The organism is Saccharothrix tamanrassetensis (assembly GCF_014203665.1).
Lineage (GTDB): Bacteria > Actinomycetota > Actinomycetes > Mycobacteriales > Pseudonocardiaceae > Actinosynnema > Actinosynnema tamanrassetense.
The window spans coordinates 344580-364992 of sequence record NZ_JACHJN010000002.1 but is presented as its reverse complement, the minus strand read 5'-3'; the positions used below and the strand labels follow the sequence as shown (position 1 = coordinate 364992).

The following is a 20413-nucleotide window of genomic DNA, read 5'->3' as shown; positions in this document are numbered from 1 at the left end:
GGTGGACGTGTCGCGGTCACCGGGGGCGGTGACACTAGTGCGGCATGACCGTCTTGTCGTCCCGGCCCGCTCAGCCCGTCGATCCCGGGCTGGTGTCGATCGCGCTGGAGATAGCGGGCCGCCTCGCCAACGACGCGTCGGACGTCATCATGGCGACGGCGGGGCGCGGGGCCAGGCCGGACGACGACACGTCGCCGTTCGACTGGGTGACCGACACCGACCGGACCCTGGAGCGGCACACCCGGCGGGTGCTGACCGCGGAGTTCCCGGACATCCCGGTGTTCTGCGAGGACACCGACGCGGACGTGGCGTCGGACGCGGAGTTCCGCTGGGTGGTGGACCCGGTGGACGGGACGGCGAACTACGTGGCGGGGGTGCCGTGGTGCGCCTACAGCCTGGCCCTGGTCGACCGGTGGGGGCCGGTGGTCGGGGTCGTGGCGGATCCGTACCGGGCGCAGATCTACGCGGCGGCGCGGGGGCGCGGGATGCGGGCGAACGGGACGCCGGTGAGGCTGGGCGGGCAGTTGGCGAGTTCGATCGTCTGCACGGAGATGACGCGCACCGGGCCTTGGCCGGGGATGGGCGAGTTCATCTCGCGGGCGGCGGTGTCGGGCAGCGGGGTGCGGGTGCTGGGCTCGAAGGCGCTGGCCGTGGCGCAGGTGGCGCTGGGTCACGCGTCGGCGGCCGTGCTGCACAGCTACCACGAGTGGGACGTGGCCGGGGCGGTCGCGCTGGCCGTCGAGTCGGGGGCGGCCGTGCTGGACCGCCGGGGCGAGGACGACCCGCTGCCGGTGGACGGGCTGCTGGTGGCGATGCCGGAGGTGGCGGAGCAAGTCCTGGAGTGGTGGCAGTCGTCGATGGTCCGCTAGTCCGCCGCTGGTCCACGGAGCCGCGACGGGGGCTCACCGGCCTCGGCCTAACGATCGCCCAGGTGCGGCAGCTGCTGTTCGAGGAGCTCCAGGTGGACGCGTGCCGCGTCCAGGGACGGCTGGTCGAACATCTGCAGGGCCACCCGCCCGACCTCGTTCTCGAACGCCGTGAAGTCCCCGACCACCGCGTGCAACCGCTGGGACACCGGGTGGTTCTGGTCCGCGCCCAGCGCCCGGCCCAGTTCGGCGATCCGCCACACGTTCGCCAGCTCGGCCTCGAACTGCGCGGCGATCCGCTCCATCCACGTCCGCGCCGGCGAAGCCGGCACGGTGGCCACCACCGCGTGCACCCGCCGCACCGACAGTTCCGCCCGTCCGGCCAGCGCCGCCCACCGGTCGGTCGGCCCGGGTTGAGGCACGTGTTGCGGCAGCGGCGGAGGTAGCGGCCGAGGCGGCGGCTGGTGCGGGAGGGCGGTCCGGCGGGACCGCTGCTTCACCGCGCCCACCACCAGGCCGACCAGGGTTCCCGGCACCCCGCCGAAGAGCACGGACACGAAGCCGACCGCGAAGAAGTCGATCACGAAGGACTCGGACCAGCTGCTCGGCGGGACCGACGAGACCACGACGATGAGCGCCGCCATCGCCAGGGTGCCGATGAGCAGACCCGTCAGCACCGATCGTCCCATGTCCGGCATCGTGCCAGATCAGGCGTCGTAGTCGACGGTGACGGCCGGGGTCAGCGGCACCGACTGGCAGGTCAGCACGAACCCGGCCGCCACTTCGCGCGGCTCCAGGGCGTAGTTGCGCCGCATGTCCACCGACCCCGCGACGACCCGCGCCCGGCACGTCCCGCACACCCCGCCCTTGCAGGCGAACGGCAGGTCGGACCGCACCCGTTGGGCCGCGTCGAGGATCGGCGTGTCGGGCGGCAGCGGGACCGTCGTGGTCCGGCCGTCCAGGATCACCGTGCCCTCCGCCGCCGACGCCAGGACTTCCTCGGCACGGCGGGGCGGGGGTGGCGGTTCGTCCACGTAGAAGAGTTCGTGGTGCACCGCCGAGGGGTCCACGCCGAGTGAGGACAGCACGTCCTGCGCGTCACGCACCAACCCGTACGGCCCGCACAGCCACCACTGGTCGACGGACGGGAACGGCACGACCGTGGAGAACAGCGCCCGGAGTTTCGCCGCGTCCAGCCGGCCGCTGAACAGCTCCACGTCCCGCGGCTCACGCGACAGCACGTGCACCAGCTGGAACCGGGCCGGGTACCGGTCCTTGAGGTCCGCCAGCTCCTCGGCGAACATCACGGTGTCCGCGCGCCGGTTGCCGTACAGGAGCGTCACCCGGGCCCCCGACGCCAGCACGGTCGCGGCGATCGACAGGGCAGGCGTGATGCCGGACCCCGCGACGACCAGACCGTGGTGCGCGCCGGAGGAAGGCGTGAAACTGCCCGACGGCGGCAGGACTTCCAGCACGTCACCGCGCTGCAACCGGTCCACCAGGTGCTCGGAGAACAACCCGCCGGCGACCCGCCGCACGCCGATCCGGGGCGGCGACCCCACCGGGGCGCAGATCGAGTACGAACGCCGCTCTTCCCCGATCCGCAGCGTCAGGTACTGCCCGGCGCGGAACGAGAAGTCGGCGGCCGACGCCTCGGGCACGTCGAAGGTCACCGCGACCGCGTCCTCGCACAGCCGGTCGACGGAGGCCACGGTCAGCTCGTGGAACACCGGCCGCGCCATCTAGATCTCCTTGATGTGCTCGAAGGGCTCGGCGCAGTCCGCGCACCGCCGCAGCGCCTTGCACGCCGTCGACCCGAACCGGGACAGCTCGGTGGTCCGCAGCGAGCCGCAGCGGGGGCAGGCCACCCGTCGGGACGGCGGGACGAGGTTCAGCGGCACGGGCCCCGCGGCCAGCGGTCCGATCCGGGACGGCGGCGCGATCCCGGCTTCGGCGAGCTTGCGCCGCCCGTCGTCGCTGATCCAGTCGGTGGTCCAGGCGGGCGACAGCGACAGTCGCACCTCCACGTCCTCATAGCCCGCCGCGCGCAGCGTCCGCCGCAGGTCGGCGCCCATCTCCTGGACGGCCGGGCACCCCGAGTAGGTGGGCGTGATGGTCACCACGACCCGCCCGTCCCGGACGACCACGTCCCGCAGCACGCCGAGGTCGGCCAGCGTCAGCACGGGCAGTTCCGGGTCGCGGACCCGGGAGGCGACGTCCAGCGGGGTCACCACGTCGCACCCGGCAGCGACCGGTGCACGTGCTGCATCTCCGCCAGCAGGTAGCCCATGGCCTCGGTGTGCACGCCGTCGCGTCCCGCCCGCCCGTTGACCCGGGCGGCCGGAACGGGCTCCGGGCGCTCCAACCGGGCGGCGGCGAACACCGCGTCCAGCACACCGTCCACTTCGGCCCGGAACGCCGCGGAGTCGACGCCCAGCCGCAGCTCGACGGCGTGGGCGGTGAACAGTTCGTCCAGGTAAGGCCACACCCGCCGGACCCCGGCCCGCATCCGCTCGTGCGACTCGGGCGTCCCGTCGCCGAGCCGCACGACCCACTGCGCCGCGTGGTCGCGGTGGTAGGCCAGCTCCTTCAGCCCCTTGGCGGCGACGGCGGCCACCACCGGGTCGTCGAAGGTGCGCAAGCGGGAGTACTGCGCGATCTTCCACGACGAGAACACCAGCAGCCGCGCCATGGTGGTGGCGAAGTCCCCGCCGGCGAGCGGCCCGCACTCGATCTCCGCCAGGTGCACGTTGCGGAACTCGCGCTCGTCCCGCAGGTACGCCAGGGCGTCCTCGTCCCGACCGGCGCCTTCGACCTCGCCGGCCCGGGTGAGCAGCAGCCGGGCCTGCCCGAGCAGGTCGAGCGCGATGTTGGCGAGGGCGACGTCCTCTTCCAGCTCCGGCGCGCGGGAGCACCACTCCGCCAGCCGCTGGGACAGCACCAGGGCGTCGTCGCCCAACATCAGGCAGTACGCGAACAGGTCCGGGGCGTCCACGGTGGACGGCACTTCGCGGTCGACGCCGGGCAGCGCCTCGGAGAACCCGGTGCCGAACGCCCAGTGGGTGTCCTCGTGGTCGATCAGCGACTCGTAGGCGTTGTCGAAGCTCATAGGTGCGGCACGTCCTCGGGGATGTCGTAGAACGTCGGGTGCCGGTAGACCTTGTCGCCGCTGGGTGCGAAGAACGGGTCCTTCTCGTCCGGGGACGACGCCGTGATCGCCGAGGCGGGCACGACCCAGATCGACACGCCCTCGTTGCGCCGCGTGTAGACGTCACGCGCGTTGCGCACGGCCATCTCGGCGTCCGGCGCGTGCAGGGATCCGACGTGCACGTGGTTGAGCCCGCGCTTGCCGCGCACGAACACTTCCCACAACGGCCAGGAGGAACTCATGCGCTCTGTCCGATCGCCCGGGCGTCCGCGGAACGCTTCGCGGCGTGCGCCGCGGCGGCGGCACGCACCCACTCGCCGTCCTCGTGCGCCTTGCGGCGGTGCGCGACGCGCTGCGCGTTCGTCGGTCCGTTGCCCTTGACGACCTGCCAGAACTCGTCCCAGTCGGGCTGGCCGAAGTCGTGGTGCCCGCGCTCCTCGTTCCACTTCAGCGCCGGGTCGGGCAGCGTCACGCCGAGCTTCTCGGCCTGCGGCACGGTCATGTCGACGAACTTCTGCCGCAGTTCGTCGTTGGTGTTGCGCTTGATCCGCCAGGCCATCGACTGCTCGGTGTTGGCGCTCTCCGAGTCCGGCGGGCCGAACATCATCAGCGACGGCCACCAGAACCGGTCCACCGACTCCTGGACCATGGCGCGCTGCGCGTCGGTGCCCCTCATCATGGTCATCAGCAGCTCGTAGCCCTGCCGCTGGTGGAACGACTCTTCCTTGCAGATCCGGATCATGGCCCGCGCGTAGGGGCCGTACGAGGTGCGGCACAGCGGCACCTGGTTGCAGATCGCCGCGCCGTCCACCAGCCAGCCGATGGTGCCGACGTCGGCGTAGGACAGCGTGGGGTAGTTGAAGATGGACGAGTACTTCTGCCGGCCCGAGATCAGGTACTCGGTGAGGTCGCCACGGTCCGCGCCGAGCGTCTCGGTCGCGGCGTACAGGTAGAGCCCGTGGCCCGCCTCGTCCTGGACCTTGGCCAGCAGGATCGCCTTGCGGCGCAACGAGGGCGCGCGGCTGATCCAGTTGCCCTCCGGCTGCATGCCGATGATCTCCGAGTGCGCGTGCTGGGCGATCTGCCTGATCAGCGTCTTGCGGTAGCCGTCGGGCATCCAGTCGCGCGGCTCGACGCGGTGCTCCGCCGCCACGGTGCGCTCGAACTCCGCCTCCAGGTCCATGAACCGATGTTACACCTGGAGGCGGTTCGAGGGAACAAGTGTCACAAGCGCCGGCGGACCCACCAGACCAGCGGCAACAGCACCGCCCACAGGGCGAGCAGGAACGTGGCGATCGGCAGCACGGCCAGCGTCCAGGTGCGCTCGGCGACCCGCGCCACCTCGGGGTCGGCGGTGTCGTACTCGATGCGCACCAGCTGACCCGGCTCCAGCCCGTCCGGGTAGAGCACGCCCTGCGCCGGGCTGTGCACCGCGCCGTCCGGCGTCGCGAACCGCACCACCGTGCGCTGGAACGAGACCGAGACCACCTCGGCGGTCGCCTTGCCCAGCCGCTTCTCGATCGCCAGGTCGTCGCGCAGGCAGGCGGCGAGCAGGATCACGCCGATCAGCGTCACCACCGCGCCGAAGACCAGCAGTGCCCGCACGACCAGCGGCCGGACCTTCCGACGACCACCGGTGCGCACTGCGTTGTCCACCACAACCGTGGAGTCTAGGGCCGGCCAGGCACCGGATCTCAGGGACGACTCCATACCCTCGGTCACGTGACCACAGCTCCCGCCTCCCGGACCCGACCCCGGCTGCGCGTCCGCACCAGGCGCGTCGCGGACACCGGACTGCTGGGCAGGCTGCCCGCGCCGACCGGCGCACTGGCCTGGGTGCGGGACGGATCAGGCCTGGTCGGGTGGGGCGAGGCGGCCCGGTTCGAGGTGTCCGGGCCGGACCGGTTCGCCGCCGCCGACCGGTGGTGGCGGGAGTTCACCGCGGGGCTGGACGTGGCCGACGAGCTGGGCGTGCCCGGCAGCGGACCGGTGGCGTTCGTCTCCCTGGCGTTCGCCGACCGGCCCGGCCGCTCGGTGCTGGTGGTGCCCGAGGTGGTGGCGGGCGTCCGCAACGGAGACGCGTGGGTCACCACGATCGGCACCGGCGGCTCGCCCGAGGTGCGGCCGGTCCGCCGGCCGTCGACCGTGCGGTACTCCGACGGGCAGCTGCCGGTGACCGCGTACCGGGAGGCGGTGCGGGCCGCGGTGGCCCGGATGCGGGCCGGCGAACTGGACAAGGTCGTCCTCGCGCACGACCTGGTGGCGGTCGCCGAGGCGCCGCTCGACCACCGCTTCCTGCTGGCGGGCCTCGCCCGCCGCTACCCCGAGTGCTGGGTGTACGCGGTGGACGGGCTGATCGGCGCGACGCCCGAACTGCTGCTGCGCCGGTCCGGCCCGGTGGTCGACTCGCGGGTGCTGGCGGGCACCACGTGGCCGCACGACGGCGTGTCCGACGACGAGCTGGCGGCGACGCTGCTGTCGTCCGGCAAGAACCGCGAGGAGCACGAGTACGCGGTGAGGTCGCTGGCCGAGACGCTGCGGCCGTTCTGCACCACCATGTCCGTCGACGGCCCCTCGGTGCTGCGGCTGCCCAACGTGTCGCACCTGTCCAGCGACGTGATCGGCACCCTGCACGGCTCGCCGTCGCTGCTGCGCCTCGGCGCGGCCGTGCACCCCACGGCCGCCGTCGGCGGCACCCCGCGCGCGGACGCGCTGGCCGTGATCGAGGAGTTGGAGGGCATGGACCGGGGCCGGTACGCCGGCCCGGTGGGCTGGATCGACGGCAACGGCGACGGCGAACTCGGTGTCGCGCTGCGCTGCGCCCAGGTCGAGGGCCGGACGGCGCGGCTGTTCGCGGGCTGCGGGCTGGTAGCCGAGTCGGACCCGGACTCCGAGGTGCGGGAGGCGCACGCCAAGATGCTGCCGTTCCGCGAAGCCCTCGAAGGCAGGTGACGGAGGTCACCGGGACGCCGGAGGGTCCTGCGGCCAACCGGTGTGTGACCACAGCACTGGAGAAACCGCCGGACCTGCGCGGCCCGGACGTCACGGCCGTGTTCGCCGAGCTGTTCGACGCGCACGCGCGGCAGCTGCGCGGGTACCTGGCCGGTCGGGTCGGCGAGTCCGCCGCCGACGACCTGGTCGCCGACACGTTCCTGGTGGCGCTGCGGCGGCGGCACAGCTACGACCCGGAGCAGGCCCCGATCAAGGGCTGGCTGTACGGCATCGCGACCAACCTCGTGCGCGAACACGTGCGCAAGGAGGCGCGCGGTCGCCGGGCCGGGCTGCGGGCCGTCGGCCGCCCCGAACCCGACCACGGCGCGTTCGTCGCCGACCGGGTCGACGCCGAGCGGGCGTCACGGGTGATCGCGCGGGCGTTGACCGAACTGCGCGACGAGGACCGGGACGCGCTGCTGCTCACGTCGTGGGCCGGGCTCACCCCGGCCGAGGTCGCCGAGGCCCTCGGCGAGCCCGCCAGTACCGTCCGCTCCCGGCTGCACCGGGTCCGCACCAGGCTGCAAGCCCTGCTCACCGAGGAGAACCGCTGATGCGCGAACTCGACGACGCGCTCGACCGGCTCAACCACACCGCCCGCACCTCCGACGCGTCCCTGGACGACGTCCGGGCCCGCGTCCTGGCCGCCGCCGCGGCCGCGGAGTCCCCGCGCCGCGCGCACCGCTCCCGGCGGTGGCTGCTGCCCGTCGCCGCCGCCGCGGCAGCCGCCCTGGTCGCCGGGGTCGTGGTCACCCGGCAGGACCCGGCACCGCAGCAGCCGACCACCGGCACGCAGCAGGCCCTGCCGGGCGTCTCCGCGTCCGCGCCGAAGGTGGAGCTGGTGTCCGCGCGGGAGATGCTGAACAACGCGGCCGACGCGATCAAGGCCGTCGACCCGCAACTCGCCCCCGGCCAGTACCGCTACATCGCGGAGCACGCCTGGTTCTCGCGCGGCGTGCAGTACGGCGTGTCCGTGGACGCACCCGACCAGACCGCCAAGGGCTACACGTTCCTGAAGGAGACGGCCCGCGAGGTGTGGATCCCGCAGGACCAGGCGCAGGAGTGGCTGGAGAAGCGCAGCTGGCTGCCCGGCGTGAAGTGGCTCGGCGGCAACGTCCCCCGATCCGAGGCCCGCGAGCCGGAGGCGACGGACACCGACACCGGTGAACGGCGCGGCAAGTGCGGCAACTTCTTCCCCGACGCCCAGCCCCCGAAGGTCTGCGGCGACCCCACCGACTGGGACAACCCGGAGTTCTACACGACCCTGCCCCGCGACCCCGAGGCCATCGTGGAGTACCTGCGCACCGCCACGGCCAAGCGCGGCTCCGCGCCCGCCACGATGTTCCACTGGGGCGTGGAGATGCTCCGCGCCGGACTGATGCCCGCCGACCTGCGCGCCTCCTGGTACCGGGCGCTGGCGCTGCTCGACGGCGTCACGGTGTACGACTCGGCGGTCACCCTGGACGACCGGACCGGCGTGGCGATCGGCATCGAGGACGTGCACGAACGCCGCGACCTGATCGTCGACCCGGCGACCGGCGAGTTCATCGGTGAGCGCACCGTGGCCGGCCCGCAGCCGCACAGCGCGTGGATCCCGCCCGGCACCGTGACCGGGTTCAGCTCCATCACCACCAAGGTCGTCAACGGGATCGGCGAAACCGGCTGATCCCGCTTCCGGGAACCCGTGGCCGCGCCCGGAAAACGGCGCGGCCACGGGCTTTTCACACTGCGGAGCACTCCGGTACCGGCGCCCGGGACCTCAGTGCCGGTATCCGGGCTTCAGTGCTGATGTCCGGGCTTCAGTGCTGATGTGCCGGACTCAGTGCTGGTGCCCGGCGAGCAGCTCGTGCGTCGCGCGGATCTGCTTGAACGACTTCGGCTCCGCCACCGCGACCTTGGTCGCGAACGTCGCCCCGCCGGGAGCCGCCGCCGGCTTGCCCTTGGTGAACAGCCAGGTCCGGAACAGCTCGTCCAGCTGCTGCCCGGAAACCTGCTCGGCCAGCGCGACGAACTCCTCGATGGTCGCGTCGCCGTACTTCTGCTCCTGCGTCCACCGCTTCAGGATGGTGAAGAAGTCCTCGTCGCCCACCGCGACCCGCAGCGCGTGGACGGCCAGCGCGCCGCGGTCGTACACGGCGCCGTGGAACTGGTTGGCCGCACCGGGGTCACCGGGCAGGACCTGCCAGAACGGGCTGTCCGCCGGGTACAGGTCGTAGGTGTACTGGGCGTTCTCCTGCGCGGTGCCCTCGCCCACGTGCTCCGACCAGAGGAACTCCGCGTAGCTGGCGAAGCCCTCGTTCAGCCAGATGTCGCGCCAGCGGTGCACCGACACCGAGTCGCCGAACCACTGGTGCCCGTTCTCGTGCGCCACCACGTAGGTGTTCGCACCGCGCCGGAAGAACGCCGGGTCGTAGGTCGACCGCGTCTGGTTCTCCAGGGCGAAGCCGATGCCGGGCGCGACCACGCCGCCCTGCGCCTCGAACGGGTACGGGCCGAAGCTCTGCTCCAGGAACTCGACCACCTCCGGCGTGCGCTCGATGCTGGCCTTCGCCGCGCTGTCGTCCGCGCCCAGGTTCAGCGAGTACGCGTTGAGCACCGGCCGGCCGTCGGGCGCGGTGGACTGCCGCACCTCGAACTGGCCGATCGCCACGAACGCCAGGTAGGTGGCCTGCGGCTGGGTGCTCCGGTAGCGCCAGCGGGTCCAGCCGTTGATCTGCTTGGCGGTCCCGTTGAACAGGCCGTTCGAGATCACCTCGACGCCGTCCGGCACCGCCACGGACACGTCGAACGTGGCCTTGTCGGTCGGGTGGTTGTTGCTCGGGAACCACCACGGCGCGATGTCCGGCTCGTCGATGGCCAGCGCGCCGTCCGCGGTGCGCTTCCAGCCGGTGAAGCCGTCGACCTCCCGGCTGGACGGGACGTCGGAGTAGGTCACGACGATGGTCAGGTCGGCGCCCTTGCGGAGGTTGCCCTTCGGGTCGACGACCAGCTCGCCGCCCTGCTGGGTGAACTGGGCGACCTTGTTGTTCACCCGGACCGAACTCGCCTTCAGCGCGAAGTCCAGGTTGAACCGGGTCAGGTCCTGGGTGGACTTGGCCAGGATCGTGGTGGTCCCGGAGAGGTTGTCGTTCGACGGCTGGTAGTTCAGCCTGATGTCGTAGTGGGAAACCTCGTAACCGCCGTTGCCCGCATTCGGGTAGTACGGGTCTCCGATGCCGGGGGCGCCCGGTTCGGCGGCGGACGCGGTGCCCGCGAGCAGCAGCAGTGAAGCCGCGGTGGCGGTGCCTAGCGTGAGCTTCGCTCTGAGGGACATGGGGGCGAAGCTAGCTCCGCCGAACGGACCGCTGTACCCCCGTACGTATGTTCCTGGCTATTGGAATGCGGTTGACACCGCGGCCTTCAGCCGGGTGTGCAGACCGCGCAATCCGGTGCGTTCCGCCCGGATTTCCACCACCCGGATTCCGTCCGGCGCGGCCAGCGCTCGTCTCAGCTGGTCCGCGTTCCCGACCGACACGTGCGGCACGTGGTGCGCCGCGCACAGGTGCGCCAGGTCGACGCCGTGGGGGGTGCCGAAGACCCGTTCGAACGCGTCCGCGTGCTCCGGCGCGCCCTGTTCCAGCAGGGTGAAGATGCCGCCGCCGTCGTCGTTGAGCACCACCACGGTCAGGTCCGGGCGCGGTTCGTCCGGGCCGATCAGCAGGCCGTTCGTGTCGTGCAGGAACGTCAGGTCGCCGATCAGGGCGAACGTCGGGCCGGCGGTGAGCGCGATGCCGGCGGCCGTGGACACGCTGCCGTCGATGCCGGCGACGCCCCGGTTGGCGTGCACCCGGACGTCGTGGCGGGGCGCGGCCACCAGGTCCACGTCGCGGACCGGGTTGGAGGAGCCCAGGAACAGGTTGGCGTGCACGGGCAGGGCGGCCACCAGGTCCCTCGCCACGTGCAGGCCGGTCGGCCAGGGCTCGCGCGCCAGCAGTTCGTCCACCACGTCGGCGGCGGCCTTGTCGGCGTGCTGCCAGGAGGTCAGCCAGCCGTCGTCCACCTCGTGCTCGCCCAGCACCAGGCCGGTGGAGGCGTGCGTGGCGGTGAACTGGGGGTCCGGCCACTCCGACTCGTCGGACAGCACGTGCACCACGTCCGTGGCGGCGATGAGCTTCATCACGCCGCGCGACAGCGTGGGCCTGCCGACCACCAGCACGGCGTCCGGCCGCAGCTCGTCGGGCAGGTCGCCGGCGTTGAGCAGGAGGGTGCCGTGGCGCAGGCCGTGCGCGGTGGGCTCGGCGATCACCGGCCAGCCCGCGCGCTCGGCCAGGTCGGTGATGTCCTCCCTGGTGTCGCCGACGACGACCAGCGTGCGGGGGCCGAGGTGGTCGGCGGGGTGCAGCGAGGTCGTCGACCGGGCCGCGACCCGGGTCCAGGGCATGTCGAACGGGCGGCCGTCGAGTGGCTCGACCCACTCTGTGCCGTTGGGCACCAAGGGCTCCCGGAACGGCACGTTGACGTGCACCGGGCCCCGTTCGCGGGCGGTCGCGACGGCTCGGCAGACCAGCGAGCGCCACAGGCCGTTCTGGCCTCGGCGGCGTTCGGCGATGGGGAACTGGAGGGTGTCCAGGCCGAAGACGCGCTGCTGGTCGACGGTCTGGCTGGCGCCGGTGCGGTAGAGCTCGACCGGGCGGTCGGCGGTGAGCGCGATGAGCGGGACGCGGGCGTGCCTGGCCTCCAGCACCGCGGGGTGCAGGTTGGCCACCGCGGTACCGGACGTGCAGGTCACGGCGGTGACCTCGCCGCTGCCCCTGGCCAGGCCGAGGGCGAGGAAACCCGCGCTGCGCTCGTCGATCCGGACGTGGAGGGTGAGCCGTCCGGCCGCCGCGGCCTCGGCCAAGGCGAACGACAGCGGGGCGTTGCGCGATCCGGGGCTCAGCACGACGTGGCGGACGTCGTTGCGGACGAGTTCGTCGACGAGCACCCTGGCCTGCGCGGTGGACGGGTTCACCAGCCCATTGTCGCTCAGTCGAGGTACAGCCGATTCCGCTTGCTGAGTCGAACGCGTGTTCGACTGGCGGCCGGATGACCGTCATCCAGCACGGACACGCCTCGCCGACCCACCGGCGGCCTGCACCACTCTCAGCTTGGGCGCGGGCATATTGTCCCCGCGTGGCAGATCACGGCGTCTCCGAGCTGTTCGACCCGACCCGCTGGAAGCCGGTCGAAGGCTTCGACTTCACCGACATCACGTACCACCGCGCGCTGGACCAGGGCACGGTGCGCATCGCGTTCAACCGTCCAGAGGTCCGCAACGCCTTCCGCCCGCACACGGTGGACGAGCTGTACCGCGCGCTGGACCACGCCCGGATGAGCCCGGACGTGGGCTGCGTCCTGCTGACCGGCAACGGTCCGTCGCCCCGGGACGGCGGCTGGGCGTTCTGCTCGGGCGGCGACCAGCGCATCCGCGGCCGCAGCGGCTACCAGTACGCGTCCGGCGAGACGGCGGACACCGTCGACCCGGCCCGGGCCGGCCGGCTGCACATCCTGGAGTGCCAACGCCTGATCAGGTTCATGCCGAAGGTGGTCGTCGCGGTGGTGCCGGGCTGGGCGGCCGGCGGCGGCCACAGCCTGCACGTGGTCTGCGACCTGACGCTGGCCAGCGAGGAGCACGCCAGGTTCAAGCAGACCGACGCCGACGTCGGCAGCTTCGACGGCGGGTACGGCTCGGCCTACCTCGCCCGGCAGGTGGGGCAGAAGTTCGCCCGCGAGATCTTCTTCCTGGGCCGGACCTACAGCGCGGCGGAAATGCACGGCATGGGCGCCGTGAACGCGGTCGTCCCGCACGCCGAACTGGAGAACACCGCCCTGCGGTGGGCGAAGGAGATCAACGGCAAATCCCCGACTGCGCAGCGGATGCTGAAATACGCCTTCAACCTCATCGACGACGGTTTGGTGGGCCAGCAGCTCTTCGCCGGCGAAACCACCCGCCTCGCCTACATGACGGACGAAGCCGTGGAGGGCCGCGACGCATTCCTGGAAAAACGCGACCCCGACTGGTCCGACTACCCGTACTACTACTGAGCGCGCCATGACCACCCTCGAAGCCCTCCGCCACGTTTTGGCGCCGGCCCTGGGAATCCCGTCCGGTGTCCGAGGCACAGCCGGGCGGCCGGACCGGTCCGGCGAGCCTCGCGCGCTCCCGTCGGGCGGGTCCGGTGCTCCCGGGGGGGCAGCGTCGACACCGCCGGCGGTCGTCCCCGGCGGGCAGCCGTTGCACGGGCTGCGCGGGTGGGAGACGTCGGCGGCGCTGGCCGTGGGCACGTCCGGCTCCACCGGCGACTCCAAGGTCGTCCTGCTGTCCGCCGGAGCCCTGGTCGCCTCGGCGGAACTGACGCACGCCCGCCTGGGCGGTCCCGGAACGTGGCTGGTGGCGCTCCCGACCACCCACATCGCGGGCATCCAGGTCCTGGTCCGCTCGCTGGTGGCCGGCACCGAACCGGGCGTCATGGACCTGTCGACCGGCTTCCGCGCGTCCGGGTTCGCCACCGCCGCCCGGGGCGTGCTGACCCGGCCGGGCCCGCACTACACCGCCCTGGTGCCGACGCAGCTGGCCCGCCTGGTCGCCACCGACGGCCCAGGCCTGGCCGCGATCCGCGCCTTCGACGGCGTCCTGATCGGCGGGGCCGCCACACCACCGTCGCTGCTGGAACGGGCACGGGCCGCCGGCGTCCGCATCGTCACCACCTACGGGATGAGCGAAACCGCCGGCGGCTGCGTCTACGACGGTGTTCCGTTGGAAGGCGTCCGCGTGCGCCTCACCGACGGCACCGGCACCGCGGCCGACGGCACCGAAGGTCGCATCGAGATCGCGGGCCCCGTGCTCGCCCTCGGCTACCAGGGCGGTGAACCGTTCGGCGAGTGGTTCCGCACCGGCGACCTCGGGCGGCTGACCGACGACGGCCGCCTGGAGGTGCTCGGCCGGGCCGACGACATGATCATCAGCGGCGGGGAGAACATCTCGCCGACCCGGGTCGAACGGGTGCTGGCCGCCCAACCGGGGGTGCACGAGGTCTGCGTAGTGGGCGTGGCCGACCCGGAGTGGGGTCAGGCGGTCGCCGCGGCGATCGTGCCGGGCGACCCGCGCACGCCACCCGATCCCGACCGGCTGACCGCCGCGGTCCGGGAGGCGGTGGGCCGTTCCGCCACCCCGAAGCACATCGCGTTCGTCCCGGAGCTGCCGCTCAGGGGGCCGGGGAAGGTGGACCGGGCCGCCGTCGCTCGCTCGTTTGGGTGAATTTTTCCCACGAGGCCGCCATTGTTGGTTGACAGGTAACGATCCCCCGCGCTTGGCTCGACCCAGCCGTGACGGGTGGTCCTTGCAGCGGCGCCCTCCGCTCCTCCCGTCCGGGCGAGGAGTGCTGCGATGACGAGGCGCTACCGGTCCAGGCGCTACCTGTCGACGCTCGCCGTGGCGACGGCCCTGACCACGGCGTCCACCGCACCGGCCACCGCCGGCCCCGCCGGGACGACCGCTCTGGGCGACCGGTCCTGGCGACCCGACCTGTCCATCGTGGACCAGGACGACAGCGGCGTCATCTCGACCGGCCAGGGCGAGGGCCGGGGGCACACCGTGAGCCTGGCCCGCACCGCGCCGTCCGCCGCGAGCACCCGCAACGCGCTGCGCACCGGCTTCCTCACCCTCGCCCCGCACCGGCTCGACACCCCGGCGGACACCATCGCCGCCACCGCCACCACCTCGATCCCGAACGGCACCGAGGTGGCCGTGGACGTGCGCGGAGCGCTGGGCGACGACCGGTGGACGGAGTGGGTGGAGGCCCGCCCCGGCGTCCCCGCCGTCCTCCCCGCCGCGGTCGACACCGTGCAGGTCAGGCTCGCGCTGACGTCGACCGGCCCGCAGACCCCTGAGGTCGGCGACCTCACCCTCACGCCGTCCACCACGAGGTCGTCCCCCGCCGAGGCGGCGGAGCTCACCTACCGCGTCTACGCGACCCGCGAGGGTTTGGTGGGCGGCACCACGGCGAACGGCCACGTGATCACCGACCGGGACCACTTCGCCGCCCTGCCGTCCCGCCGGGGCCTGTCCGCGAACGACGACGGCACCTACACCGTCCGGGTCTGCGCCGCCAACGGCCGCTGCGAGTGGGCGCCGGTCTGGGACGTCGGGCCGTGGAACACCAAGGACGACTACTGGAACCCGGCGGACACCCGCGAGATGTGGCAGGACCTCCCGCAGGGCAAGCCGCAGGCGCAGGCGGCCCGCGAGGACGGCTACAACGGCGGCAAGGACCAGTTCGGCCGCGAGGTGGCCAACCCGGCGGGCGTCGACCTGGCCGACGGCACGTTCTGGGACGGCCTGGGGCTCACCGAGAACGCGTGGGTGACCGTCACCTACCTGTGGACCGGCGCCGGCCCCGAGGGCGTCGTCCGCACCGAGAAGGACCCGTTGAACGTCCGCAGCGGCGCGACCTCCAGTGCGGCCCAGGTGGGCCTGGCCGCGAAGCACGCCCGGGTGCGGGTCGAGTGCCAACTGGTCGGCGAGCCCGTCTCCGGAACCCAGGGCACGTCGGACATCTGGTACCGGATCGCGACGGACATGTACGTGGCGAAGGCCTACGTGTCCGAGGTCCCCGACGCGCCCGTCTGCTGAACCGCCCGCGACACCGGCCACTCGCAACACCGGTTACCGACGACACCTGCCCCGGCGACACCTCCCCGGCAACCCGGCCACAGCGACGCCGGCCCCGCAACGCCCGCCACCGCAACGTCCACCACCGCAACGGCACTGCCGCGACGGTGCTGCCGGCCGAGCCACCCGGGAGAGGGATCCCGAGATCCATGTCGGAGGATGGGCGACATGGCCACAGTCGCCCAGTGGATCTCGGGAACCCGTCCCCGCACCCTGCCGAACTCCATCGCGCCCGTCCTGGTGGGCGCGGGCGCGGCGCACCACATCGACGGGTTCGACCCGACCCGGTCGCTGCTGGCGCTGCTGGTGTCCGTCGCGCTGCAGATCGGCGTGAACTACGCCAACGACTACTCCGACGGCATCCGGGGCACCGACGCCAACCGGGTGGGCCCGTTCCGCCTGGTCGGCTCGGGCGCGGCGAACCCGAAAGCGGTGCGCGCCGCGGCCTTCGCGGCGCTGGCCGTGGCGACACTGGCGGGGCTGGCCCTGATCGTCCTGAGCGGTCGCTACTGGATGGTCCTGTTCGGCGCGGTGTGCATCGCCGCCGCCTGGTTCTACACCGGCGGCCGCAAGCCGTACGGCTACTCGGGCCTGGGCGAACTGGCGGTCTTCCTCTTCTTCGGCCCGGCGGCGGTGCTGGGCACCCTGTACGTGCAGACCGGCGAGATCACCGGCATCGGCATCGGCGGCGCGATCGCCATGGGCGCGTTCTCCACCGGCGTGATGATCGCCAACAGCCTCCGCGACATCCCCACCGACCGCCAGGCGGGCAAGCGGACCCTGGCCACCACCCTGGGCGACAAGGACTCCCGCCGGCTGTACCTGGCGCTGATCACCATCCCGTTCGTCATCACCCTGGCCATCGGGCTGCGCGAGCCCCTCGCCCTGCTGGCCTTCCTGGCGCTGCCGCTGGTCGTGCTGGGCGCCCGGCGGGTGGCGAAGGGCAGCAAGGGCCCCGACCTGATCCCGGTCCTCCAGCACACCGGCCTGGCGATGCTGCTGTGGGCGGTCGTCACCACCGCGACCCTGGTCCTCGGCTGACGGGGAGGCGGGGACGGCGCCGACCGCGGGGACCGGCGCGGGCGGGAGCCGCTACCAGGCGTCCTCGGTGAAGCTCATCGGCTCCTCGTCGTCGTGCCGCTTGGGTCGCGGCGGCCGGGTCCGGGGCTCCTCGCCCCGGCACAGCGCCGCCAGCCGCTCCCGGTCCTTCTCGAACGCCGCCCGGACCCCGCGGTCCTCCGCGGCCTCGCCGGACAGCACCTGCCGCCAGCTCAGGTACCCGGCCGCGATCCGCCGCTGCAAGGCCTGCAACTCCGGCGAAGCCTCGTTCGACTTGGCGAACTGCATGACCCGCCGCACGTCGTCCGCGGAGGGCTCGCGGGTCGGGTAGCGCAGCTTGGCCGCGTCGCGCATCGCCTGCTCGGCGGCGGCGACGGACTTGGCCAGCACGTCCTCGGCCGTCAGCACCTCCGCGGTCCGCCACACGCCCACGGCAACCCCTTCCGACACGCCGATCGAACGCTGCGACGCAGCGCACCCGTCCCGCGTTCCCCCCGACCTCGAAATTCCCGACCAGGACCGACGTCCGCGCCCACGGCCGGACCGGAGCCCACGCCCGCGCCGGAGCACGGGCCGACGGCCGGGCCGACACCTACACCGACCACATCCCGGTGGCCAGGAACTCGGTCAGGGTGGCCTGGTGCGCAGCCAGGTCCAGGCCCTGGGCGGCCACCCAGTCGTCGTCGTAGTACGTGTTCGCGTAGCGCTCGCCGCCATCGCACAGCAGGGTGACCACGCTGCCGCGCAACCGGGACGCCCTCATCTCGGCGACCAGCTGGAACGCGCCCCACAGGTTGGTGCCGGTCGACCCGCCGACCCGCCGCCCCAGGATGTGCTCCACGTGCCGGATCGTGGCCAGCGAAGCCGCGTCCGGGACCTTGATCATCCGGTCGATGACCTGCCCCACGAACGACGGCTCGACGCGCGGCCGGCCGATGCCCTCGATCCGCGACCCCCGCGTGCCGACCAGCGCCGGGTCGCCGTCCCGCCACGCGTCGAAGAACACCGAGTGCTCCGGGTCCACCACGGCCAGCCGGGTGCGCAGCCTGCGGTAGTGGATGTAGCGGCCGATGGTGGCGCTGGTGCCGCCGGTGCCCGCGCCGACCACCACCCACTCCGGTTCCGGCGCGGCTTCCAGGGCCATCTGCTGGAACACCGACTCGGCGATGTTGTTGTTGCCGCGCCAGTCGGTGGCCCGCTCGGCGTGGGTGAACTGGTCCATGAAGTGTCCGTCGAGTTCCACCGCGAGCCTGCGGGACTCGTCGTAGATCGCGCTCGGCTCGTCCACGAAGTGGCACCGGCCGCCCTGCCGCTCGATCAGCGCCACCTTCTCCGGGCTGGTGGAACGGGGCATCACCGCGATGAACGGCAACCCGAGCAGGCGGGCGAAATAGGCCTCGGACACGGCCGTGGAGCCCGACGAAGCCTCGATCACGGGCGTGCCGCCGACCACCCAGCCGTTGCAGATGGCGTACAGGAACAGCGACCGCGCGAGGCGGTGCTTGAGCGAGCCGGTGGGGTGGGTCGACTCGTCCTTGAGGTAAAGATCGATTCCCCATTCGAGCGGGAGGGGGAAGTGCAGCAGGTGCGTGTCGGCGCTGCGGTTGGCGTCCGCGTCGATGATCCGGACGGCCTCGCACACCCATTCCCTGGTACGGGAGCTACATCGGTCTACCGAAATGGTCACGCCGGCACGATAACTTCTGCGACGTGACCACACGTGGGAGCAGTTCTCTGCGCGGCAGCCTGCTGGCGGGCGCCGTCGGCGACGCGCTGGGCGGCTCGATCGAGTTCGACCGCATCGACCGCATCCGGGGCCGCTTCGGCCCGTCCGGCCTGACCGACTACGCACCGGCGTACGGCCGGCTCGGCGCGATCACGGACGACACCCAGATGACCCTGTTCACGCTGGAAGGGCTGGTGCTGGCCCGACGGCGGGGCAGCGACCCGGTGCACGAGGTGCGGGTCGCCTACGGCCGGTGGCTGCGCACCCAGGGCGGGCCGGGGGTGGCGTCCGACGGGTGGCTGCTGGACGTGCCCGAGCTGCACCAGGCGCGTGCGCCGGGCAACACCTGCCTGACCGCGCTGCGGTCCGGCGTGCTGGGCACCGTGGAGCACCCGATCAACGACTCCAAGGGCTGCGGCGCGGTGATGCGCGCGGCACCCGTGGCGCTCTGGTCGGACGACGTGCGGGAGGTGTTCGCCCTGGCCGCGGCGACCGGCGCGCTCACCCACGGCCACCCCAGCGGCTACCTGTCGGCCGGCGTGCTGGCGGTGCTGGTGCAGCGGCTGCTGGCGGGCGCGGACCTGGTCGCGGCGATCGACGTGGCCCGCGAGGAGCTCCAGCAGTGGGACGGGCACCAGGAGCAACTGGTGCTGCTCGACCTGGCCGTCGAGATGGGGACCAGGGGTGTGCGGCCGTCGGCCGAGGTGATCGAGACGGCACTGGGCGGCGGCTGGGTCGGCGAGGAGGCGCTGGCGATCGCCGTGCTCACCGCGTTGGCGGCGCGGGACCTGGCGGACGGGCTGCTGCTGGCGGTGAACCACTCCGGGGACAGCGACTCGACCGGTGCGCTGTGCGGGAACCTGCTGGGCGCGCGGGACGGCGTGGACGCCATCCCGGAGCACTGGCTGTCCGACCTGGAACTCGCGGACGTCATCGACCGGCTGATCGGCGAGGCGTCCGAGGTGTTCGGGCGCTAGTCGCGCGCTGGTCGTGGACAGGCTTGAACTACATAGGTAGCTTAGCGTTCGTGGAGCCACTGCAACGGATCGGCAAGGCCACCGTCGACGTGCTGGAAGTGCTGCTCGACGGCACGCGGCCCCGCTGGGGCTTGGAGGTCATCAAGCTGACCGGACGCCCGTCCGGCAGCGTCTACCCCCTGCTGGACCGGCTGGAACGGGCCGGTTGGGTCACCTCGCACTGGGACGACGACGCCGAACGCCGCGGCCCACGCCGCCGGATGTACGTGCTCACCCCGGACGGTGCCCGGGAAGCGGTGAAGGCCTGCGCCCGCAAGTCCGCAGCCGAGCAGTCGCGAGCCGCGAAGTCCCGGGCGCGCATGGCCGCCCCGGCACACAACCCGCGTCCGGAGGCCACCCGATGACCCGCCTCGCACTGGCCCTCGTCAGCTGCGCCGCAGCGTTCCTCCGACCCGCCGAACGGGCTCGCCACCGGGAACAGTGGCGCGCCGACGTGCTGGGCGCACGGGAACTGGGCCTCTCCCCGCTCGGCATCGCGCTCGGCGCGCTGCGGGTGGCGCGGACACGACCGGTGGTACTGCCCGTCGGTGTGCTCGCGGTCGCCCTGCGGCTGCGCGAGAGCAGGCACCTCGGCGCGGTGTTCGTCGTGCTGCTCATCGGCAACCTGGGCGGCGGACTCCTGCTGCTGGTCTAGCCGGCCTCGCCGCGCAACTGCGCGCGCAGCTTCTCCCGCTCGGCCCGGCGCGCGCCCTGCCGCTCCTCCAGCCCGCGCGCGACCCGCACCCGCAGGCCGCGGAACACGAACATCGAGATGGGCAGCGCGACCACCACGCCGACCGCCAGCGCGACCAGCATCGGCACGTTGACCAACACGAGCGCCGCAGTGACCGCGGCGACCATGCCCAGCCGCGCGCAGATGTACAGCGTCACATCACGACCCAGGTGCACGGTTACCCA

Annotated in this window: 23 protein-coding genes; 11 read left to right on the top strand and 12 right to left on the bottom strand. The window is 72.7% G+C overall.

The window, feature by feature from the left end; translation table 11 throughout:
• Nucleotides 1–44: 44 nt before the first annotated feature.
• Complete coding sequence (locus FHS29_RS06625; protein ID WP_184689254.1) at nt 45–869, top strand: inositol monophosphatase family protein; 825 nt, start codon at nt 45–47, stop codon at nt 867–869.
• 47 nt (nt 870–916) lie between these two features.
• Here FHS29_RS06625 and FHS29_RS06620 read toward each other — a convergent pair whose 3' ends face one another.
• From FHS29_RS06620 to FHS29_RS06590, 7 genes are read right to left on the bottom strand one after another with little or no spacing between them, the layout of a single operon-like run.
• Entirely contained in the window at nt 917–1555 is a 639-nt protein-coding gene (locus FHS29_RS06620) for a hypothetical protein (protein ID WP_184689253.1), read from the bottom strand.
• Between the two features lie 18 nt (nt 1556–1573).
• Nucleotides 1574–2608, bottom strand: coding sequence for a 1,2-phenylacetyl-CoA epoxidase subunit PaaE (gene paaE / locus FHS29_RS06615; RefSeq protein WP_184689251.1), 1035 nt, complete (start codon nt 2606–2608; stop codon nt 1574–1576).
• Nucleotides 2609–3100 carry a 1,2-phenylacetyl-CoA epoxidase subunit PaaD gene (gene paaD, locus FHS29_RS06610; protein WP_184689250.1) on the bottom strand — a complete coding sequence of 164 codons (492 nt, stop codon included), beginning with the start codon at nt 3098–3100 and terminating at the stop codon, nt 2609–2611. It abuts the gene before it with no gap.
• The gene (gene paaC / locus FHS29_RS06605; RefSeq protein ID WP_184689248.1) at nt 3094–3975 is read right to left on the bottom strand and encodes a 1,2-phenylacetyl-CoA epoxidase subunit PaaC; all 882 of its coding nucleotides are present in this window, start codon (nt 3973–3975) and stop codon (nt 3094–3096) included. The genes paaD and paaC overlap by 7 nt, the downstream gene beginning before the upstream one ends.
• A complete protein-coding gene (gene paaB, locus FHS29_RS06600; protein WP_184689246.1) occupies nt 3972–4256 on the bottom strand; it encodes a 1,2-phenylacetyl-CoA epoxidase subunit PaaB in 285 nt (94 codons plus the stop codon). The genes paaC and paaB overlap by 4 nt, the downstream gene beginning before the upstream one ends.
• Entirely contained in the window at nt 4253–5197 is a 945-nt protein-coding gene (paaA, locus tag FHS29_RS06595) for a 1,2-phenylacetyl-CoA epoxidase subunit PaaA (RefSeq protein WP_184689244.1), read from the bottom strand. Before paaA ends, paaB begins: the two co-directional genes overlap by 4 nt.
• Before the next feature lie 41 nt (nt 5198–5238).
• Nucleotides 5239–5724, bottom strand: coding sequence for a DUF3592 domain-containing protein (locus tag FHS29_RS06590; RefSeq protein ID WP_184690014.1), 486 nt, complete (start codon nt 5722–5724; stop codon nt 5239–5241).
• 12 nt (nt 5725–5736) lie between these two features.
• On the opposite strand from FHS29_RS06590, the gene FHS29_RS06585 reads away from it, so the two are divergent.
• The 3 genes from FHS29_RS06585 to FHS29_RS06575 are packed head-to-tail and all read left to right on the top strand — an operon-like array spanning nt 5737 to nt 8671.
• Nucleotides 5737–6966 carry an isochorismate synthase gene (locus FHS29_RS06585; RefSeq protein ID WP_184689243.1) on the top strand — a complete coding sequence of 410 codons (1230 nt, stop codon included), beginning with the start codon at nt 5737–5739 and terminating at the stop codon, nt 6964–6966.
• Nucleotides 6967–7010: 44 nt separating this feature from the next.
• Nucleotides 7011–7559, top strand: a complete 549-nt coding sequence (locus FHS29_RS06580; protein ID WP_312864791.1) for an RNA polymerase sigma factor — start codon at nt 7011–7013, stop codon at nt 7557–7559.
• Nucleotides 7559–8671 carry a CU044_5270 family protein gene (locus FHS29_RS06575; RefSeq protein ID WP_184689239.1) on the top strand — a complete coding sequence of 371 codons (1113 nt, stop codon included), beginning with the start codon at nt 7559–7561 and terminating at the stop codon, nt 8669–8671. The genes FHS29_RS06580 and FHS29_RS06575 overlap by 1 nt, the downstream gene beginning before the upstream one ends.
• Nucleotides 8672–8824: 153 nt before the next feature.
• On the opposite strand, the gene FHS29_RS06570 is transcribed toward FHS29_RS06575, so the two are convergent.
• Both FHS29_RS06570 and menD read right to left on the bottom strand, forming a co-directional pair.
• Complete coding sequence (locus tag FHS29_RS06570) at nt 8825–10318, bottom strand: M1 family metallopeptidase (RefSeq protein WP_184689237.1); 1494 nt, start codon at nt 10316–10318, stop codon at nt 8825–8827.
• A 57-nt stretch (nt 10319–10375) separates the two neighbouring features.
• Nucleotides 10376–11995, bottom strand: coding sequence for a 2-succinyl-5-enolpyruvyl-6-hydroxy-3-cyclohexene-1-carboxylic-acid synthase (gene menD, locus FHS29_RS06565; protein WP_184689235.1), 1620 nt, complete (start codon nt 11993–11995; stop codon nt 10376–10378).
• Nucleotides 11996–12156: 161 nt separating this feature from the next.
• On the opposite strand from menD, the gene FHS29_RS06560 reads away from it, so the two are divergent.
• The 4 genes from FHS29_RS06560 to FHS29_RS06545 all read left to right on the top strand — a co-directional run bounded on the left by FHS29_RS06560 (nt 12157) and on the right by FHS29_RS06545 (nt 16735).
• Nucleotides 12157–13068 carry a 1,4-dihydroxy-2-naphthoyl-CoA synthase gene (locus tag FHS29_RS06560; RefSeq protein WP_184689234.1) on the top strand — a complete coding sequence of 304 codons (912 nt, stop codon included), beginning with the start codon at nt 12157–12159 and terminating at the stop codon, nt 13066–13068.
• 190 nt (nt 13069–13258) lie between these two features.
• Complete coding sequence (gene menE / locus FHS29_RS06555; protein WP_221455481.1) at nt 13259–14281, top strand: o-succinylbenzoate--CoA ligase; 1023 nt, start codon at nt 13259–13261, stop codon at nt 14279–14281.
• Nucleotides 14282–14410: 129 nt separating this feature from the next.
• Nucleotides 14411–15655: a DUF8814 domain-containing protein gene (locus tag FHS29_RS06550; RefSeq protein ID WP_184689232.1), complete on the top strand. Its 1245-nt coding sequence runs from the start codon at nt 14411–14413 to the stop codon at nt 15653–15655.
• A 207-nt stretch (nt 15656–15862) separates the two neighbouring features.
• Nucleotides 15863–16735 (top strand): 1,4-dihydroxy-2-naphthoate polyprenyltransferase, encoded by an 873-nt coding sequence (locus tag FHS29_RS06545; RefSeq protein WP_184689230.1) that lies wholly within the window; start codon nt 15863–15865, stop codon nt 16733–16735.
• A 51-nt stretch (nt 16736–16786) separates the two neighbouring features.
• Here FHS29_RS06545 and FHS29_RS06540 read toward each other — a convergent pair whose 3' ends face one another.
• Together FHS29_RS06540 and cds1 are read right to left on the bottom strand one after the other, a co-directional pair.
• On the bottom strand, nt 16787–17203 hold the full coding sequence (locus FHS29_RS06540; protein WP_312864790.1) for a hypothetical protein: 417 nt from the start codon (nt 17201–17203) through the stop codon (nt 16787–16789).
• Between the two features lie 142 nt (nt 17204–17345).
• Nucleotides 17346–18395 carry an L-cysteine desulfhydrase Cds1 gene (gene cds1, locus FHS29_RS06535; protein WP_312864789.1) on the bottom strand — a complete coding sequence of 350 codons (1050 nt, stop codon included), beginning with the start codon at nt 18393–18395 and terminating at the stop codon, nt 17346–17348.
• Between the two features lie 68 nt (nt 18396–18463).
• On the opposite strand from cds1, the gene FHS29_RS06530 reads away from it, so the two are divergent.
• Genes FHS29_RS06530 through FHS29_RS06520 form a run of 3 tightly spaced genes read left to right on the top strand, consistent with a single transcriptional unit; the run spans nt 18464 to nt 20150 of the window.
• Nucleotides 18464–19456, top strand: coding sequence for an ADP-ribosylglycohydrolase family protein (locus tag FHS29_RS06530; RefSeq protein ID WP_184689227.1), 993 nt, complete (start codon nt 18464–18466; stop codon nt 19454–19456).
• A 50-nt stretch (nt 19457–19506) separates the two neighbouring features.
• Nucleotides 19507–19860: a PadR family transcriptional regulator gene (locus tag FHS29_RS06525; RefSeq protein ID WP_312864788.1), complete on the top strand. Its 354-nt coding sequence runs from the start codon at nt 19507–19509 to the stop codon at nt 19858–19860.
• The gene (locus FHS29_RS06520; protein ID WP_184689225.1) at nt 19857–20150 is read left to right on the top strand and encodes a hypothetical protein; all 294 of its coding nucleotides are present in this window, start codon (nt 19857–19859) and stop codon (nt 20148–20150) included. The genes FHS29_RS06525 and FHS29_RS06520 overlap by 4 nt, the downstream gene beginning before the upstream one ends.
• On the opposite strand, the gene FHS29_RS06515 is transcribed toward FHS29_RS06520, so the two are convergent.
• Nucleotides 20147–20404 (bottom strand): DUF4229 domain-containing protein, encoded by a 258-nt coding sequence (locus tag FHS29_RS06515; protein ID WP_312864787.1) that lies wholly within the window; start codon nt 20402–20404, stop codon nt 20147–20149. The two genes, FHS29_RS06520 and FHS29_RS06515, sit on opposite strands and share 4 nt — an antisense overlap.
• Nucleotides 20405–20413 lie beyond the last annotated feature (9 nt).

Excerpts from the sequence above, each read along its gene's own strand:
- FHS29_RS06625 (WP_184689254.1), top strand. The coding sequence starts at position 45 with ATGACCGTCTTGTCGTCCCGGCCCGCTCAGCCCGTCGATCCCGGGCTG.
- FHS29_RS06620 (WP_184689253.1), bottom strand. The coding sequence starts at position 1,555 with ATGGGACGATCGGTGCTGACGGGTCTGCTCATCGGCACCCTGGCGATG.
- paaE (WP_184689251.1), bottom strand. The coding sequence starts at position 2,608 with ATGGCGCGGCCGGTGTTCCACGAGCTGACCGTGGCCTCCGTCGACCGG.
- paaC (WP_184689248.1), bottom strand. The coding sequence starts at position 3,975 with ATGAGCTTCGACAACGCCTACGAGTCGCTGATCGACCACGAGGACACC.
- paaB (WP_184689246.1), bottom strand. The coding sequence starts at position 4,256 with ATGAGTTCCTCCTGGCCGTTGTGGGAAGTGTTCGTGCGCGGCAAGCGC.
- paaA (WP_184689244.1), bottom strand. The coding sequence starts at position 5,197 with ATGGACCTGGAGGCGGAGTTCGAGCGCACCGTGGCGGCGGAGCACCGC.
- FHS29_RS06590 (WP_184690014.1), bottom strand. The coding sequence starts at position 5,724 with ATGGAGTCGTCCCTGAGATCCGGTGCCTGGCCGGCCCTAGACTCCACG.
- FHS29_RS06575 (WP_184689239.1), top strand. The coding sequence starts at position 7,559 with ATGCGCGAACTCGACGACGCGCTCGACCGGCTCAACCACACCGCCCGC.
- FHS29_RS06570 (WP_184689237.1), bottom strand. The coding sequence starts at position 10,318 with ATGTCCCTCAGAGCGAAGCTCACGCTAGGCACCGCCACCGCGGCTTCA.
- FHS29_RS06550 (WP_184689232.1), top strand. The coding sequence starts at position 14,411 with ATGACGAGGCGCTACCGGTCCAGGCGCTACCTGTCGACGCTCGCCGTG.
- FHS29_RS06545 (WP_184689230.1), top strand. The coding sequence starts at position 15,863 with ATGGCCACAGTCGCCCAGTGGATCTCGGGAACCCGTCCCCGCACCCTG.
- FHS29_RS06520 (WP_184689225.1), top strand. The coding sequence starts at position 19,857 with ATGACCCGCCTCGCACTGGCCCTCGTCAGCTGCGCCGCAGCGTTCCTC.